This is a genomic window from Streptomyces sp. Ag109_G2-15, assembly GCF_900215565.1.
In the GTDB taxonomy this organism is placed as follows: Bacteria; Actinomycetota; Actinomycetes; order Streptomycetales; family Streptomycetaceae; genus Streptomyces; species Streptomyces diastatochromogenes.
On the sequence record NZ_OCNI01000001.1, the window covers coordinates 4,754,841 to 4,771,322 of the forward strand.

General features: G+C 71.2%; 17 protein-coding genes. 5 read left to right on the forward strand and 12 right to left on the reverse strand.

Translation table 11 applies throughout. The features are described 5' to 3' along the window. Both CRP49_RS21275 and CRP49_RS47995 read right to left on the reverse strand, forming a co-directional pair. Positions 1–801 (reverse strand): hypothetical protein, encoded by an 801-nt coding sequence (locus CRP49_RS21275; RefSeq protein WP_097257472.1) that lies wholly within the window; start codon positions 799–801, stop codon positions 1–3. 389 nt (positions 802–1,190) lie between these two features. Then, the gene (locus CRP49_RS47995) at positions 1,191–1,889 is read right to left on the reverse strand and encodes a nitronate monooxygenase (protein WP_097257473.1); all 699 of its coding nucleotides are present in this window, start codon (positions 1,887–1,889) and stop codon (positions 1,191–1,193) included. A gap of 104 nt (positions 1,890–1,993) precedes the next feature. Between CRP49_RS47995 and CRP49_RS21285 the strand changes: the two genes are divergently transcribed. Next, positions 1,994–2,458 (forward strand): hypothetical protein, encoded by a 465-nt coding sequence (locus CRP49_RS21285; protein ID WP_257033459.1) that lies wholly within the window; start codon positions 1,994–1,996, stop codon positions 2,456–2,458. Between the two features lie 82 nt (positions 2,459–2,540). Here CRP49_RS21285 and CRP49_RS21290 read toward each other — a convergent pair whose 3' ends face one another. Together CRP49_RS21290 and CRP49_RS21295 are read right to left on the reverse strand one after the other, a co-directional pair. Further along, positions 2,541–3,074 carry a DUF4232 domain-containing protein gene (locus CRP49_RS21290; RefSeq protein WP_097254807.1) on the reverse strand — a complete coding sequence of 178 codons (534 nt, stop codon included), beginning with the start codon at positions 3,072–3,074 and terminating at the stop codon, positions 2,541–2,543. A gap of 128 nt (positions 3,075–3,202) precedes the next feature. Further along, entirely contained in the window at positions 3,203–3,670 is a 468-nt protein-coding gene (locus CRP49_RS21295) for a hypothetical protein (protein ID WP_097254808.1), read from the reverse strand. Between the two features lie 211 nt (positions 3,671–3,881). Here CRP49_RS21295 and CRP49_RS21300 point away from each other — a divergent pair, with 211 nt between their 5' ends. The 4 genes from CRP49_RS21300 (at position 3,882) to CRP49_RS21315 (ending at position 7,864) form a co-directional block, all read left to right on the forward strand. Then, positions 3,882–4,805 carry an oxidoreductase gene (locus CRP49_RS21300; RefSeq protein ID WP_097254809.1) on the forward strand — a complete coding sequence of 308 codons (924 nt, stop codon included), beginning with the start codon at positions 3,882–3,884 and terminating at the stop codon, positions 4,803–4,805. An 86-nt stretch (positions 4,806–4,891) separates the two neighbouring features. Then, positions 4,892–6,139 carry an ABC transporter substrate-binding protein gene (locus CRP49_RS21305; protein ID WP_179851700.1) on the forward strand — a complete coding sequence of 416 codons (1,248 nt, stop codon included), beginning with the start codon at positions 4,892–4,894 and terminating at the stop codon, positions 6,137–6,139. Beyond that, positions 6,136–7,038: a carbohydrate ABC transporter permease gene (locus CRP49_RS21310; RefSeq protein WP_097254810.1), complete on the forward strand. Its 903-nt coding sequence runs from the start codon at positions 6,136–6,138 to the stop codon at positions 7,036–7,038. Before CRP49_RS21305 ends, CRP49_RS21310 begins: the two co-directional genes overlap by 4 nt. After that, positions 7,031–7,864 carry a carbohydrate ABC transporter permease gene (locus CRP49_RS21315; protein ID WP_094217918.1) on the forward strand — a complete coding sequence of 278 codons (834 nt, stop codon included), beginning with the start codon at positions 7,031–7,033 and terminating at the stop codon, positions 7,862–7,864. Before CRP49_RS21310 ends, CRP49_RS21315 begins: the two co-directional genes overlap by 8 nt. A 144-nt stretch (positions 7,865–8,008) precedes the next feature. Here CRP49_RS21315 and CRP49_RS21320 read toward each other — a convergent pair whose 3' ends face one another. From CRP49_RS21320 to CRP49_RS21355, 8 genes are all read right to left on the reverse strand, one after another. Next, complete coding sequence (locus CRP49_RS21320) at positions 8,009–8,776, reverse strand: SDR family NAD(P)-dependent oxidoreductase (RefSeq protein WP_097254811.1); 768 nt, start codon at positions 8,774–8,776, stop codon at positions 8,009–8,011. Positions 8,777–8,849: 73 nt separating this feature from the next. Further along, complete coding sequence (locus CRP49_RS21325) at positions 8,850–9,434, reverse strand: TetR/AcrR family transcriptional regulator (protein ID WP_097254813.1); 585 nt, start codon at positions 9,432–9,434, stop codon at positions 8,850–8,852. Positions 9,435–9,467: 33 nt separating this feature from the next. Next, positions 9,468–10,511 (reverse strand): hypothetical protein, encoded by a 1,044-nt coding sequence (locus CRP49_RS21330; protein ID WP_097254814.1) that lies wholly within the window; start codon positions 10,509–10,511, stop codon positions 9,468–9,470. 131 nt (positions 10,512–10,642) lie between these two features. Next, positions 10,643–11,002: a nitrite reductase small subunit NirD gene (gene nirD, locus CRP49_RS21335; RefSeq protein ID WP_097254815.1), complete on the reverse strand. Its 360-nt coding sequence runs from the start codon at positions 11,000–11,002 to the stop codon at positions 10,643–10,645. Continuing rightward, complete coding sequence (gene nirB / locus CRP49_RS21340) at positions 10,999–13,596, reverse strand: nitrite reductase large subunit NirB (protein ID WP_097254817.1); 2,598 nt, start codon at positions 13,594–13,596, stop codon at positions 10,999–11,001. Before nirB ends, nirD begins: the two co-directional genes overlap by 4 nt. Then, complete coding sequence (locus CRP49_RS21345) at positions 13,596–14,810, reverse strand: NAD(P)/FAD-dependent oxidoreductase (RefSeq protein WP_097254818.1); 1,215 nt, start codon at positions 14,808–14,810, stop codon at positions 13,596–13,598. Before CRP49_RS21345 ends, nirB begins: the two co-directional genes overlap by 1 nt. A gap of 129 nt (positions 14,811–14,939) precedes the next feature. After that, positions 14,940–15,560 carry a class F sortase gene (locus CRP49_RS21350; RefSeq protein WP_097254819.1) on the reverse strand — a complete coding sequence of 207 codons (621 nt, stop codon included), beginning with the start codon at positions 15,558–15,560 and terminating at the stop codon, positions 14,940–14,942. 153 nt (positions 15,561–15,713) lie between these two features. Then, on the reverse strand, positions 15,714–16,235 hold the full coding sequence (locus CRP49_RS21355; RefSeq protein ID WP_097254820.1) for a hypothetical protein: 522 nt from the start codon (positions 16,233–16,235) through the stop codon (positions 15,714–15,716). Positions 16,236–16,482 lie beyond the last annotated feature (247 nt).

Consider the following 16,482-nt stretch of genomic DNA (forward strand, 5'->3'; position numbering starts at 1 on the left):
CTACTGGACGTCGACGAAGTCGCTGGCCGACGTCGCGGCGTCGGTGGCCGTGGTACCCGCGTAGGAGAAGCGGTAGTACCCGTCGCTCGTCGCGGTCGTGGTGGCCTTCACCGCTCCGCCGGAGCCGCTGGTGACGGTCTTGAGGGTCGTGTACGTGCTGGTGCCCGACTTGCGGTACTGGAGTTTCACCGACACGTTGCTCAGGCCCGCGTACGCATGGGTCTCCCAGTTGGCCCGGGTGAGCGTGCCCTTGACCGTGATGGTCCGGCCATGGACCACCGGCTCGGGCGAGGCATTCGCGGTCAGCGTGGTGTTGCGCTTGATGTGCACGGAGCCGGCGTATCCGTCGCTGGTGGAACCGCTCGGCATGCCGTACGCGGTGGCGTACGCGTGCCAGGTGCCGGCATAGGCGTTCGTGGTCAGGTCGGCCTTCGGGTCCACGGTGAAGTGGACCGTGCACGTCGCGGTCTGGCCACTGGTCGCCACGCAGGAGCCCGATCCCTGTTCGGCGGGGAACAGTGCGCCGTCCCTGCCCTGGTCGTCGAAGGAGGTGCCGTGCCACAGGGCGACCCAGCCGCCGGTGACGCCGTCCGGGTCGGCCGCGTCCACCGTGGCGGTGAACGACTGCTTGGCGGAGGTACCGAGGACGATGTCCTTGCCGCCGTTGACGACGACCTTCGTGATCGTCGTGTCGTCACTGTCCATCGGTCTCGCGTGCGCCTGCGCGGCGGCGGGAAACACCAGAGCCGAAGCGAGAACCAGGGCGCCGGACAGAGCGGCGACCGAAGCGCGTATGCGCATGTGCATCCCCACGGTGAGAAGAAGGGCCCCCGCGGGACGTTTCCCGACAAGAGCCCATGGGCGCACGCATCGTACAGATCCTTTCGAGCCACGACGAGATGAGGGGATTCCTCGATCCCTCCCCGGAGACTCGCGCGCGCGTTCCCCTCCCCAACTCCACGCCCGCCTCTGCCACCGCCGTTGGTACGCCTACGCCGACATCACACCGTGATCAGAAAGCTCAGCAGCAGCTATCTACAGCTGCCGTATCAAAGCGAGGCCCCGCCCGTCTCAGTTCCTGCCGGTCAGGAAGGCAGGAACCCGGGCGTCTCCCTGCCTAGCTCTTGCTGGTGGTTCAGGTAGTCCTGTGCTGCCGGTTCGGTGCTGTAGCGCTGCGGTGACCCCCAGGGTTACTCGCGCTTCGGCGTTCCGCATGGGGGACCGCTCCGTGCCGTCGAAGTCAGTTCCCGTACGCAGAACCTCTTCCGCGAGCGTCCGCGCAAGTCGGTCTTCCCCAACCAGCCGGTAGCAGTGAAGTCGAACTTGGCAGGGTCGACGACAAAGTGATTGTCCAAGTTCTCGGGATACGGCATCCCTTCTAGCAGTCGGCGCCCCTTGTCGAGAGCCACCTCAACCTGTCGCCGGTCGTGAGGGCGAACCACGCCCGCATCTCGTGTGCCCACCCCGCCACCTCGGGGTGGTCGGACTCGGTCGCGAGCGAGAGAGCGGCACGCCGCGTTGACTCGGCCGCGTTCGGTGACCTGGATGATCAGCGCCGCGCCGGCCGCGCGGACGCGTTCGGTGAACGGGCTCGGATCCCCGAAGGACAGCATCACCGTCCTGGGGTTGTGCTCCAGCGCCTGGTCCACCGCACCGACATCGATCGCCCAGCTCAGGAACCCCACACCCCACGGCTGCCCGGAATCCGCCACGATCGGCAGCTCGCCCGCCAGCCAGTCCCGGTCCCCGTACGCGCCACCCAGCAGTCCGAGCCCGCCCCCACGGGAGACGGCCGCCGCCAGCGCACCCCCGGCCGATCCGCCCATCGGTGCCGACGCGATCGGATGCCGCACACCGAACAACTTCGTGAACGCCGTCGACAATGCCATGACCGCCATCATTCCCTGGGCGGTCCGTGCAGGGAGCTGCTTGCTAGGGTTCGCGGCCCGGAAGGACTGCACGTCGGCGGCCCTTGGACTCCGGGGAGGGCCGGATGACGGTGAAGTTCGCGTACGAGAACGTGGGGGCGCCGGACCTGGAGCGGCGCGGCCTGCGTCCCGAGACAGCGCCCACGGCCGTGCTGCTCGTGGACATCGAAGCCGACCTGACCATCCGGGACGGGGACCATGTGGTGATGGCGGAGGGGCTGTTCCCGGTGGCCGAGCTGGCGCGAGCGCTGGTGGGTTGGCTGGGGCGGCAGGCCGGTGAGCGTGGTGATTTCGAGTTCGACTCGATGTCGTACGCGGATGTGGGTGAGGTGCGGATCTCGCGGATCTCGGGGATCTCGGGATCTTCCGAGGGATGGCGGGTCGGCTCCGTCTCCGAGCCGGACTCGTGGACGGCACCGGTCGGCTGGGAGGTGCTGGTCGCGGAGATCGAACGGTTCGTGAGCGCCGTGCGCGAAGACGTGGTGGCGCTGGGCGCCGACCCCGGCCTGATCCCCGATCTGCCGGTCTGATCCCCGATCTGTCGGACAGGGCTCGTCGAGGCGGCGGCACCTGCGCGGGGGTACCGCCGCCCCGACTGCCACGGCGGCACCGTCAGAGCGTGCCCTCGTTGTTGACCGGGCCGACCTGGAAGACGCCGGAGCAGATGGTCCAGCGAGCCGGGACGAGGGCCGCGCTGTGCGAGGCCGGTGGATAGATCCTCAGGTAGGCGCCGGTGCGGAGGCAGGGGCCGCCGATGGGGCCGTTGGTGGTGCGGATGACCGCGAAGGTGGAGTGGGCGGGGGCGAGAGTCACTGTCGAGTAGGACTCACTTGTGCGGGTGGCGGCCGGTCCGATCTGGTGATGGGCGGTGTCCAGGACGCTGACGCCCGGGTAGCCGCGCAGGGCGCATTTGGTGGTGCTGGTGTTGGTGAATCGGATGGTCCAGTAGAGCGATCCGGCCGCGCCTTCCTTACGCCCCATGGAGAGGTAGAGATCACTCACGGCGCAGGTACGGGCCCCGGCCGACGCCTGTGCCGCCGTCGAGGTCACGCCCCAGGCGGCTCCGCCGGCCGTGAGCCCGGCGAGCGCGGCGGTCAGCAGGGCGACCGTGCCGCGGCGGGAGAAGTGGTGAGAGTGCAGAGACATGGCGCATCCGCCTCCATCGGGCGAATGGGTGGATGTAGGTCATTGTGTTGGATGCGCCCTCGCCGGAAAAAGTTGTGCGGTTCGCCGGGAAAAGTCCCGCCCGGCCACAGGCGCCTCCCGGCCGGGGCTCACCACCCCTCCACACCCTTCGCGAGCCGCCGGTGCCACCAAGGCGCGGCCGGCCCGGCCAGCGGGTCGGGAAGCGTGAGGCGCAGGTAGCGGCGGTCCAGCGGCGTCACCGCGCGCCGCAGCTCGGCCCGTGCCCGGGGAGGGAGCAGGGGCAGGATGTCGGCCAGGGCGTCCCGGGCCTGCCGTACGTCGTCGAGGGCGCAGCCCGGGCAGCTGGGGCAGTAGGACTCGCGGGGGTAGCGGGGGCGGCGTCCCGGAGGGTGGAGGAACGCGCGGTAGCGCCGCAGGGCGGTCTCGGTCGCGCCGCGCGAGAACCAGAAGCCGGGGGAGAGGCGCTCCGCGCGGTGGATGGCGAGGCTGGTACGGGCGGACAGGCCGGGTATGCGGGCCGGAGGGGGCTCTTCCCAGAAGCGGGGGTCGGGGGCGGGTCGTGCGCCGCGCAGGGCGCCGGGCCGGTTACGCGGCATCGGCCTTTCGGAGTGTGGTCATGAACTCCATGGTGCCTTACGGGACTTCGTGACGTCTCTGCGGGCTGCCCCGAGCCCGGACAATGATCCGCGCCAAGGGATCGGGCACGGCGTCGCGGGAAACAGGACCCCCACGCCTACCCTGGACCCGTCAGCCCAGGGCCGGGCCCCGGTCCGCCCTTCCCGTCGAGCACCGCGAGGAGGAGCCCGCATGGGCTGGACCGCGCAGGACATCCCCGACCAGACCGGCCGCGTGGCCGTCGTCACCGGTGCCAACAGCGGGCTCGGGTACGTCACCGCGCGGGAGCTGGCACGTAAGGGGGCGCGGGTCGTGCTCGCGTGTCGGAGTGAGGCGCGGGGGCGTGCTGCCGCGGAGCGACTCGTGGTGGAGGCGCCGGGGGCCGAGGTCGAGGTGGAGCGGCTGGACCTCGGGGATCTGGCGTCCGTGCGGGACTTCGCGGACCGGGTGCCGTACGCGCGGATCGATCTGCTGGTCAACAACGCGGGTGTGATGGCGCCGCCGTACGGGACGACTGCCGACGGGTTCGAGACGCAGTTCGGGGTCAATCATCTCGGCCACTTCGCGCTCACCGGGCTGCTGCTGCCCGCCCTGCTCGCGACCCCGGGCGCGCGCATCGTGACCGTGTCCAGCATGATGCACGCCCTCGCCAACATCGACCTCCATGACCTCAACAGCGAGCGAAAGTACCGGCGTTGGATCGCCTACGCCCGGTCCAAGACCGCCAATCTGCTCTTCACCCATGAGCTGGCGCGGAGGCTGGCCGCGCACGACACCGACCTCGTCGCGGCCGCCGCCCACCCGGGCTATGCCGCCACCAACCTCCAGACCGCCGGGCCGCGGGCCGAGGGGCGCAGGGGTGCCGAGCGGGCCATGGAGATCGGCAACCGGGTCTTCGCCCAGCCGGCGGAGGCGGGCGCGCTGCCCACGCTGTACGCGGCGACCGCGGACGAGGTCCGGCCGGACTCCTTCTTCGGGCCCTCGTTCGCGATGTGGCGGGGTGCGCCGGCGCCCTCCTGGCGGGCGCCGTGGACGCTCAATGACCAGGCGGCCGACAGGCTTTGGGATGCCTCGGTGCAGCTCACGGGCGTGGACTTCGGCGCCCTCAAGGTGTGACACACCGCCGCAACACCCCCTTCGTAATCCCGGCGCATGGTTGATCGTTGGGCCGTGCATCGATGACGAACGTCAGGGGGCACATGATGAGGGGCATCAGCCGCAGGGCGCTGCTGGCGGCGGGCGTGGGTGGCGGACTGGTCACGGCGTGCGGGTCCAACACCGGACGCGGGGGCGGCTCGGGGCCGGCGCTGTCGCAGTGGTACCACCAGTACGGCGAGGCCGGCACCCAGCAGGCCGTGCAGCGGTACGCCGCCGCTTACAAGAAGGCCGACGTCGGGGTGCAGTGGCGGCCGGGCGACTACGACCAGCAGACCGCCGCCGCCCTGCTCACCGACTCCGGGCCGGACGTCTTCGAGGGCAGTCCCACGCTCGACCAGATCCAGGGCGGTCAGGTCGTCGACCTCACCGATCTCCTCGACGGGGTCAGGGACGACTTCAACCCGGCCGTCCTCACGCCGAAGACGTACGAGGGGAAGATCTGGGGCATCCCCCAGGTCATCGACATGCAGCTGCTCTACTACCGCAAGAGCCTCCTCGCGGACGCGGGAGTCGAGCCGCCCACCACCCTGGACGCCCTCGTCGACGCCGCCGGGAAGCTCACCAGCAGCAAGGTCAAGGGGCTCTTCCTCGGCAACGACGGGGGAGCGGGGGTGCTCGGTGGAACTCCCTTGTACGCGGCCGGACTTCGACTGGTGACCGATGACGGCAAGGTCGGCTTCGACGACCCCACCGCCGCCCGCACCCTCGGCAAACTGCACCGGCTCCACGCCGACAAGTCCCTCCTCCTCGGCGCACCCGCCGACTGGTCCGATCCGTCCGCCTTCCTCCAAGGGCTGACCGCCATGCAGTGGTCCGGACTGTGGGCGCTTCCCCAGGTCCAGAAGGAACTGGGCGACGACTTCGGGGTGCTTCCCTTCCCGAAGGACGGCGCCCATGGCCGACCCTCCGTTCCCGTCGGTGCGTACGGGGCCGCCGTCAGTGCGCGCAGCAGGCACAAGGAGGCCGCCAAGGCGTACGTGAAGTGGCTGTGGGTCGAACGCGCCGACTACCAGGAGGACTTCGCCCTCTCCTACGGCTTCCACATCCCCACCCGGATCTCCCTCGCCAAGAAGGCCACCAAGCTGAGGTCGGGCGCGGCCGCCGACGCCGTCCGGTTCACCACCGAGTACGGCTACGCGCAGCCCCTGCTGTGGACCCCGGCAAGCCAGACCGCCTACCAGGACGCGCTCAGCCGGATCATCAGGAGCGGTGCGAGTCCGGAGAGCGAACTGCGAGCGGTCGTACGGAAGGTGTCGGCCGAGCTGGACCGGGTGAAGAAGAAGTCGTCGTGAGGCGCAACCGAGCCCTCTGGTTCTGGGTCTTCGTCGGGCCCTTCGCCCTCGGTCTCGCCCTGTTCACATACGTCCCGCTGCTGTGGAGCATGGCGCTCAGCTTCTTCGACGCGCACAACACCGTCACGCCCACGCGCTTCGTCGGGCTGGACAACTACACGGCGATGCTGCGGGACGACGCGTTCGTCGACAGCCTGCGGACCTTCCTGGTCTTCACCGCGTTCATCGTGCCCGTCACGTACGTGTTCTCGCTGTCTCTAGCCCTTATGGTCAACCGCGTCGGGCGCGCCCGGGCCTTCTTCCGGTCCGTGTTCTTCCTGCCGGCCGCGTGCAGTTACGTCGTCGCGGCCCTCGTCTGGAAGATGTCCCTCTTCAGCGGGGTGCGGTTCGGGCTGGTGAACACGGTGCTGGGGTGGTTCGGCGGTGATCCGGTCGCCTGGCTGTCCACCACGGAGCCGCCCTGGTACTGGCTGGTCATCGTCACCGTACGGCTGTGGTTGCAGGCCGGGTTCTACATGATTCTCTTCCTCGCCGGGCTGCAGCGGATCGACCCGGCGCTGTACGAGGCGGCCGCCGTCGACGGGGCCCGGCCCGGCTGGAGCGTGCTGCGGCACATCACCCTGCCCCAGCTGCGGGCCACCTCGGTCGCGGTGGTGCTGCTGCTCGTCGTCAACGCCTTCCAGGCCTTCGACGAGTTCTACAACCTGCTGTCCGATGCCCGGGGGTACCCGCCGTACGCCCGGCCGCCGCTCGTCTACCTCTACTACACCGCCCTCGGGCAGGGGCAGAACCTGGGGCTCGGCAGTGCGGGGGCGGTGATCCTGGCGCTGGTCGTCGCCGTCGTCACGGTGGGACAGGCGCGGTGGCTGAGGCTGGGGAGGACGGACGCCGATGGATGACGCCCTGGTGCGGGCCGGGCGGGCGCTGCGGCTGGTGCTGCTGATCGCGCTCGCCCTGCTCTTCCTGATCCCCTTCTATCTGCTGGTCCGCAACGGCCTGTCGAGCGAGCAGGACATCACCTCGCCCGAATGGACCTTCGTGCCGGGGGAGTTGAGGTGGGGGAACGTCCGGGAGCTGTTCGACGATCCCTCCGTCCCCTTCGCCCGCTCCCTCCTCAACAGCGCGCTGATCGCCGTCGCGACCACGCTCGGCACCCTCCTCCTCGCCTCCCTCGCGGGCTACGGCCTCGCCCGCATCCCCTACCGGCACGCGAACAAGGTCTTCTACGGCATCCTCGGCACCCTCCTGGTCCCGGCCGCCGTGACGTTCGTACCGAGTTTCGTGCTGGTGTCGTCGCTGGGCTGGATCTCCACGCTCCGGGGCCTGATCGTCCCGACCCTGTTCTCGGCCTTCGCCTGCTTCGTCTTCCGGCAGTACTTCCTGGGATTTCCCCGGGAGTTGGAGGACGCGGCACAGGTCGACGGGCTCGGGTACTGGCGCACCTACTGGCTGGTCGTCGTGCCGAACGCCCGGCCCGTGTTCGCCGCCGTCGGGACCATCGTGTTCCTCGGCGCGTGGAACTCCTTCCTGTGGCCGCTGGTCATCGGGCAGGACCAGAGCGCCTGGACCGTGCAGGTGGCGCTGTCGTCCTTCACGACGTCCCAGGTGATCCGGCTGCACGAGCTGTTCGTGGCCGCCGCCGTGTCGATCCTGCCGCTGCTGCTGGTGTTCCTGTGCTTCCAGCGGTGGATCGTGGCGGGGGTGGAGCGGTCGGGGATCGACTAGGGCCCGTATGGTTCCCGGCGTGCGGTGCTGGATATGCGGTTCGGACCGGCTGAGTCCGGTCGGGGAGCTGACCTCGGGTGAGCGATGGGGCCCAGCCGCACCACTACGGGGTGTCCGACAGCTCCGGCCCGTGAACCCGCGTGGTCACAGCGAGCCGCCGCTGTCCACCACCAGGTCGGTGCCGACGAGTGAGGCCGCGTCGTCGGAGGCCAGGTAGAGGACGGCGGCGGCGACCTCCTCGGTGGTGGAGATCCGGCCGAGCGGGAGGGTGGCCTTCGCGCGTTCGGTGCGGCCGGCCTCCGTCTCGCCGGGGCGGAGCGACATCGAGGTTGCGGTGGCGCCCGGGCTGACCACGTTGATCCGGACGCCTTCGCCGATGTGGTCCAGGGCGGCGCCCCGGCTGAGGGCGGTCACGGCGGCCTTGGTCGCGGAGTAGGCGGCGGCGCCGGGGGAGGTGGCGTGCAGGCCGAACGTGGAGGACACGTTCACGATCGCGCCGCCCGACGGCTGGGTGCGCATCCGGCGGATCTGGGCCTGGAGGGCCAGGTGGACGCCGGTGACGTTGACGGCGAGCTGGGTGTGCCAGTCCTCCTCCGGCAGGTCGGCGAGAGGCTGCCCGCCCCGGAAGACGCCGGCGTTGTTGACGGCCATGTCCAGTGAGCCGAAGTACTCGACGGCGGCCCGGACCAGCGCCTCCGCGTCGCCGGCACGGGAGACGTCGGCGGTCACCGCGAGGGCCTTGCCGCCCCGCTCCTCGATCAGCCGGACGGTCTCGTCCAGGGGCTCCCGCCGGCGCCCGGCGACGACGACCTGAGCGCCCTCCGCGGCGAACGCGAGGGCGACGGCCCGTCCGATGCCGGAGCCTGCGCCGGTGACGAGGGCGGTCCTGCCGGTGAAACGAGTGGTGGTCATGATCTCCCCTTATTCTTGACCGATCGATTCAGTATGAGGCAAGCGAAGAGGCCCTCCGGTGGAGGGCGGTGTGTCAGTCGAGCAGGGTCAGTGCCTGCTCCGCCGCTTCCCGTACGCGGGCCGGGTCCGAGGACGCCTTGCCGACGACCCGCAGTCCCTGCATCAGCACCAGCAGCGTGCGGGCCAGGGCGAGCGGGTCGCGGTCGGACGGCAGCTCGCCCTGGGCCTGGGCGCGCACCAGCGTGGTGTGCAGGACCGTCTCCAGGTGGTCCCAGTTGCGCTCGACGCGCCGGGCGGCGGCCGGATCGTGCGGGGCCAGCTCGGCCGCCGTGTTGGTCACCAGGCAGCCGTTGAGGCGCAGTTCCCCGTGGGCGGCCTCGTCCGCGTAGCGGCGTACGACCGCTCGTACGGCCGGCAGCGCGGGGCCCGGCTGGGACAGCTCGCGCACGATCCGCGCGAGTCCGGTCTGCTCGTACCGGTCGAACGCCTTCAGATACAGCTCGTGCTTGTTCCCGAACGTCGCGTACAGGCTCGCCCTGCCGACGCCCAGGTGCTCGACCAGGTCGGTCATCGACGTCGCCTCGTAGCCGCGCCGCCAGAACAGCTCCAGGGCTGACTGCAGTGCGGCGTCCGGGTCGAATTCCTTGGTCCTGGCCACGTGGCCCAGCCTAGGTATTTCTGGAACGATCGGTCAAGCAATCGACTCCTGGTCGGGCGTGGCCTGGACGCGGCCGATGGCGTTGCCGATCAGTTCCGTGAACCACAGGTGCCGGTCGGGGCCGGCCGTGATCTGGAAGGGAACGTCGTCCGCGCCGCCCGGCACCGGGAACTCGGTGATCACGCCGGCCGGCGTCACCCGGCCGATGCGGCCGGACTGCTCGGCGAACCAGAGGCTGCCGTCGGGGCCGGGGGTGATGCCGTCCGGTCCGGCGTCGGCGGACGGCAGCGGGAACTTCGTGATCTTCCCTGCGTCGGTGATCCGCCCCACCGCGTTCGCGCCGGGCGCGGTGAACCACATCCCGCCGGGGCCCGCGGTGATGTCGAAGGGGAAGTCGGAGTCCCCTAGCCGGAATTCGGTGATCCGGCCGTCCTTGCCGACGCGGCCGATCCTGCCGCCGGCCGTCTCGGTGAACCACACGGTGCCGTCCGGCCCGGCGGCGATCCGGTAGGGGCCGCTCTTCGGTGTCGGGATCGGATGCTGCGTCACGGTGCCGTCGGGCGCCCTCCGCCCGATGCTGTTGACCCCGTCCTCGGTGAACCACAGGGCGCCGTCCGGGGTGCCGGTGATCCCGGTCGGGCCGGTACCGTTCGGCAACGGGAACTCCGTGATCTGGCCCTTCGTGGTGATCCGGCCGATCTTGTCGGCGGCGACCTCGGTGAACCACAGGGCGCCATCGTGTCCCCGGGTGATGTCGAGGGGAGAGCTGTCCGCGGTCGGGACGTCGTAGTCGGTGACGGTGCCGTCGGTCGTGATGCGCCCGATCATGGACACCCCGGACTCCGCGAACCACAGCGCCCCGTCCGGACCGGCGGTGATGCCGGCGGGGAAGCTGCCGGCCGTGGTCGTGATCGGGTACTTCGTCACGTCCCCCACGTGTCCCGCGTCCCCCGCATGCCCCACGTCCCCCGCATCGGCCCGGGCGGGGGCGGCCATCGAGGTGGCGCCGACCAGAGCGCCGACGAGCGCCGTGATCAGTCGGGGCGCACGTCGTCGAGGCCTCGGACGTCCGGGCATGGGGCAACCCTTCTGCGGAAACACCGAATCCGAACATACGGGCAGATATCTGACGGTATGTTCGGATTCAGGCTAGGGTTCGCCTCCGGCCCGCACGAGCCGGCTGATCCAAGTGGCTGACCGGGTCCGGGTCAGGCGGTCCGTACCTCATACGTGGCCACCCGCACCGACTCGTCGTCCAGGCACTGCCCGGTCTCCAGGTCGAAGCGCTGCTTGAGCAGCGGGGACGCCACGAACGGGCGGCCCTGATGGGTGCCGGTCAGACCCCGGGAGAGGACCGCCGCGCCGCCGAACGGGTCGCGGTTGTCGATGCCGTACAGCCGGCCGTCGCGGTCGCGGAACAGGGCGACCTGGCGGCCGTCCGGCAGCAGGGCGGCCACGCCCCGGCCGGGCAGCAGCCGGCTCAGGTCGCAGACCGTGAACCACGCGCCCTCTGGGGAGTCCAGCCGGATCTGAACCTTCAGGTCGGTCGTCTCGGGTGCCAGGGTCATCGCTGGGCGCTTCCTTCCAGGGGACGGTGGCCGATGGTCAGCAGCGGCAGGTCGGGCTTGATCTGGTCGCGCTCGGGCACGAAGCCGACGACCGGGTCGGGGGTGTCCGGCGCGTTGACGAAGGACACGAACCGGGCGAGCTTCTCGGGGTCGTTGATGGTGGTCGCCCACTCGTCGGCGTAGTGCGCCACGTGGTCCGCCATCAGGGACTCCAGCTCCTCGCAGATGCCGAGGGAGTCCTCCACGACCACGTCGCGCACGTGGTCCAGGCCGCCGGGGATCCGCTCCAGCCAGGTGGAGGTGCGCTCCAGCCGGTCGGCGGTACGGATGTAGAACATCAGGAACCGGTCGATCAGGCGGACCAGTTCGGCGTCGGTGAGGTCCTGCGCCAGCAGGTCCGCGTGACGCGGGGTGGCGCCGCCGTTGCCGCCGACGTACAGGTTCCAGCCGTTGGAGGTGGCGATCACGCCGAAGTCCTTCGACTGGGCCTCCGCGCACTCGCGGGCGCAGCCGGAGACCGCCGACTTGAGCTTGTGCGGGGACCGCAGGCCCCGGTAGCGCAGCTCCAGGTCGATCGCCATGCGGACCGAGTCCTGGACGCCGTAGCGGCACCAGGTCTGCCCGACACAGGACTTCACCGTGCGCAGCGCCTTGCCGTAGGCGTGGCCCGACTCGAAGCCGGCGTCCACCAGGCGGGTCCAGATCAGCGGGAGCTGCTCGACCCGCGCGCCGAACATGTCGATCCGCTGACCGCCGGTGATCTTCGTGTAGAGGCCGAAGTCGCGGGCGATCTCACCGATCACGATCAGGCCCTCGGGGGTGATCTCACCGCCGGGGATACGCGGGACGACCGAGTACGAGCCGTTCTTCTGGAGGTTGGCCAGGAAGTGGTCGTTGCTGTCCTGCAGGGCCGCCTGCTCGCCGTCCAGGACATAGCCGCTCGCGCCGATCGTCGGGGCCAGGGAGGCGATGATCGAGGCCACCGCCGGCTTGCAGACCTCGCAGCCGCCGCCGCCCCGGGCCTCCTCGCGGCCGTAGCGGTCGAGCAGGTCCTGGTAGGTGTTGATGCGCAGGGCGAGGACGATCTCGTACAGCTCCTCGCGGGTCTGCCCGAAGCAGCCGCACAGGCCCTTGTCGACCTCGACGCCGGAGGCCTCCAGCTCGGCGGTGACCAGCTGGCCGAGCACCTTGACGCAACTTCCGCAGCCCGTACCGGCCTTGGTGCACTTCTTCACCTCGGGCACGGTCGTGCACCGGTGGTCGGTGACCGCGCCGCGGATCGTGCCCTTGGACACGTTGTGGCAGGAGCAGATGATCGCCTCGTCCGGCAGCGCGGACGGGCCGAGCTGGGCCCCCGAGCCCGCTCCGGCGGGCAGGACGAGCGACTCGGGGGAGATGGGCGGGACCGAACCGGTCAGGGCGCGCAGGGTGCCGTACGCGTCCGCGTCGCCGACCAGGATGCCGCCGAGCAGCGTGCCGTCCCGGCCGATGACCAGCTTCTTGTACAGGCCGGCGCGGGAGTCGGAGTAGACGACGTCCAGGCAGTCCTCGGTGGCGCCGTGCGCGTCACCGAAGGAGGCCACGTCGACACCGAGCAGCTTCAGCTTGGTGGACAGGTCGGCACCGGTGAAGGAGGCCTCGTCGGCGGCGATGGTCGCGGCGGCCGTCGCGGCCTGCTCGTAACCGGGGGCCACCAGGCCGTAGACCCGGCCGTCGGCGGCCAGCGCGCACTCGCCGATCGCGAACACGTGCGGGTCGGAGACGGTACGGCACTGCTCGTCGACGGCGATGCCGCCGCGCTCGCCGACGGTCAGGCCGCAGTCGCGGGCCAGCTGGTCGCGGGGGCGGACACCGGCGCTGAACACCACCATGTCGGTGGCGAGTTCGGAGCCGTCGGACAGCTTCATGCCGGTGACGGCACCGTCCGGGCCGACCACGATCTCCTGCGTGCCGACGCCCGTGTGGACGCTCAGGCCCATCTCCTCGATGGTGCGCAGGAGCGCGGCGCCGCCGCCCTCGTCGACCTGGACGGGCATCAGCCGGGGCGCGAACTCCACGATGTGGGAGGTGAGTCCGAGACCCTTCAGCGCGCCGGCCGCCTCGAGCCCCAGCAGACCGCCGCCGACCACCGCACCGACCGTGGCCTTCGACTTCGCGTACGCCTCGATCGCGAGCAGGTCCTCGATCGTGCGGTAGACGAAGCAGCCCTCGGCGTCCTTGTTGGGGACGGGGGGTACGAAGGGGTACGAGCCGGTGGCGAGGACGAGGGCGTCGTACTCGAAGACCTGGCCGGACCTGGCGGTCACCTTCTTCGCCTCGCGGTCGATGGTCTCCGCGGGGTCGCCGACGTACAGCTCGATGCCGTGCGTGTCGATGAACTCCATGTCGGTCATGGAGAGGTCCTCGGGCGTCTTGCCCGAGAAGTACGAGGTGAGGGCGACGCGGTCGTACGCGGGACGCGGCTCCTCGCACAGCACGACCACGCGGTGCGTGGCGGTCAGGCCGCGCTCGGCGAGCGCTTCGAGGAAGCGCTGGCCGACCATGCCGTGGCCGACGAGCACGATCGTGGGGGTGGCCCCCAGGTTGGCGGTCATCAGGAGCCTCCATCGTTGGTGAGCAGGTGGAGCAGGGGGCCGTCGTCGGGGAGCGGCTCTGCTCCCTCCCAGGCGCGGGCGAGCGCGCCGACGGTGCCGAGTTCGCCGACGAGGACCCCGCCTACCAGGCGGTCGTCGCGGACGACGACCTTGCGGTAGGTGCCCCGGGTGGCGTCGGTGAGCTGCACGACGTCGTCGCCGGGGCGGGGCTCGGTCTCGCCGAACGCGGCGAGGTCGAAGGGGGAGTCGGGACCCGTCAGGGTCAGCCGGGTCAGGGCGCGGGTGCCCGTGTAGCGGGCGTTCGCGTCGCCGGCGAGCAACTCGGCGAGCAGGTCGGCCTGTTCGAGGGCCGGGGCGGCGAGGCCGTAGACGTTGCCGTCGTGCTGGGCGCAGTCGCCGATGGCGTGGATGTGCGGGTCGGAGGTGCGCAGCTCGTCGTCGACGAGGACGCCCTTGTGGACGGCGAGGCCCGCCTGCTCCGCCAGACCCGCGCGCGGCCGTACCCCGCAGGCGAGGACGACGAGGTCGGCGTCGAGGGCGTACCCGTCGGCCATCTCCACCGAGCGGACCGCGCCGCCGACGCAGCGCACGTCCCGCACCCGGCACTCGGTGTGCACCTCGACTCCCAGGTCCTTCAGGTGCCGCAGCACCAGCCGGGAGGCGTTCGGGTCGAGCTGGCGCTCCATGAGCCGCTCGGCCTGCTGGGCGAGGACCACCTGGGCGCCGCGCACGGCCAGCGCGCGGGCCGCGGAGACCCCGAGCAGCCCGCCGCCGATGACGACCGCCCGGACCCCCGGGCGTACCGCCTTGGACAGGCCCAGGCAGTCGTCCATCGTGCGGAACGCGTGCACGCCCTCCGGGAGCTGGTGGTCAGGGGTGAACAGGCCGCGCAGCGGCGGCAGCACGGGGTTGGAGCCGGTGGCCAGCACCAGCGTGTCGTATGCGATCGACGTGCCGTCGGCGCACCGCAGCTGCCGCGCCGTGCGGTCGATGCCGGTGACCCGGGCGCGCACCAGGCCGCCGGGCGCGGGGAGGGCGATCACCTCCGGGGCGTACCGGCCGGCCAGCACCTCGGCGAGCAGCACCCGGTTGTACGGCCGGTGCTCCTCGTCGCCGACGAGCAGCGCGGGCGTGCCCAGCTCACCGAGCCGCCGGGCGAGCCGTACGCCCGCGAGGCCGGCGCCGATCACCACCACACGCGTATTCGAGGTCATGCAAAGGAGCGTGCGGCCCCGACGTTACCCGGCCGCATCACTCCTGTTTCCCACGAGGAACGCTGCCCTCAGCGGGGGCGGACGGGGGGTGTGAGGGTCCCGCGCGGGCGGCTGGGGGCGCTGTGAGGTTCAGCGGCTGCCCGTCAGATGGGCGAAGACCACCACGTTGCCCTGGTAGCCGGTGGCCTTCGAGTAGGTACCGCCGCAGGTGATGACCCGCAGCTCGGGGCGCGCCGCCGCGCCGTACACCTTCTCGTCGGGGAAGTTCCGGGCCGCGTACACCTCCACCGCGTCCACGGTGAACACGGCGGTGCTGCCGTCCTTGCGGTCCACCTCGATGACGGCGCCCCGCTTCAGGGCACCGAGGTTGTAGAAGACGGCGGGTCCCTCGGTGTTGTCGACGTGGCCCGCGACGATCGCGGTGCCCGTCTCGCCGGGCGTGGTGCCGGCCTCGTACCAGCCGGCCAGGTTCTTCTCCGCGGCGGGCGGCACGTCCAGGCTTCCGGCGCTGGTCAGCGTGAGGCCCATGAGCGGGGCGTTCACCTTGATCGCGGGGATGCGGATCCGGGTCGGCGGGGACGGGTCGAGCGCGGGGGCCGCGAGCCGCTCCTCGCCCGGGTCGGGGCGGCCCTCGGCGGCCGTCGGCTGCGGCGGCGCGTGTGTCGCGGCCCCCGCGCCGAGCAGCCACACCGCCGAGCCGAGGGCTACGACGGTGACCGCGGCTATGGCGGTGTCCCCGATCCTGCGCATACGAAACCCCTCTCCCGGAGGCGAGCCTCCCGCGAGGCGGGACTTGGGTGGATCCCTGATGCGGACCCCCGTCCCCCTCCGAGCCGCGAGGGGCATCGGACCCGGAGGGGGCGGGACTTGCGGTACCGGCGGACGGACAGCGGAGGGTGTCCGTCAGATCCCGTCGCCTCTCGCCCGGCGATGCAGGAGCCAGGTACCGCCCGCGGCGGCGACGGCCAGAGCCGCCACACCCGCCGTGGTCTGCACGGGGTCGGTGCCGAGTGCGCCGCCGACCCCCGTCTTCACGCTTCCTCGCGGCTGCACCTGCTCGTGCGCCGCGCCCAACGCCACGACCAGGTCGCCCGTGACCTGCTTGGTGCCCTCGGCGCACTTCGCGACGATCTCGTACGTCCCCGGCTGCGCGCTCGACGGCACCCGGAACTGTCCGATCGCCTCGCCCTCGTGCGTGCTGGGCGCCAGTGGGAACGTCCCGGCGCCGACCGCGCCCGCGTCCCCGACCGCCATGCCCCGGTCCCCGCAGGCCGCCGTGTTCACGGTGACCTGGCTGCCCGGCAGGGTGGTGGACGGGTACACCTGCAGACTGCTGCCGGTCTCGCCGTAGGCCGGCGCCGTGGCGAGTCCCGCCGCGGCCACGGCGAGCGAGGTACCGGTCAGCAGACGGGCGGTGCGTCGCATGGTGCTCCCCAGGGCTTGTCCGACTCGTTGATCCGACTCGTACAGGGGGCGCGCCCCTGCCCTTCCGAGGTAAGTCGCACTCGAGCCCGTCCGCTTCCTGAAACTCCGTCAGGAATGCGGTGAACGGGTGGCGCCCGCGACCCCCGCACGGCCTAGTGGGGGCCGAGTTCCGGCAGGTCACGGGCGTGCGCGAGGGGTCGTATGAAAAAAGCACAAATGGCACCCCGGTCGGAGGTGAACGGGTGAC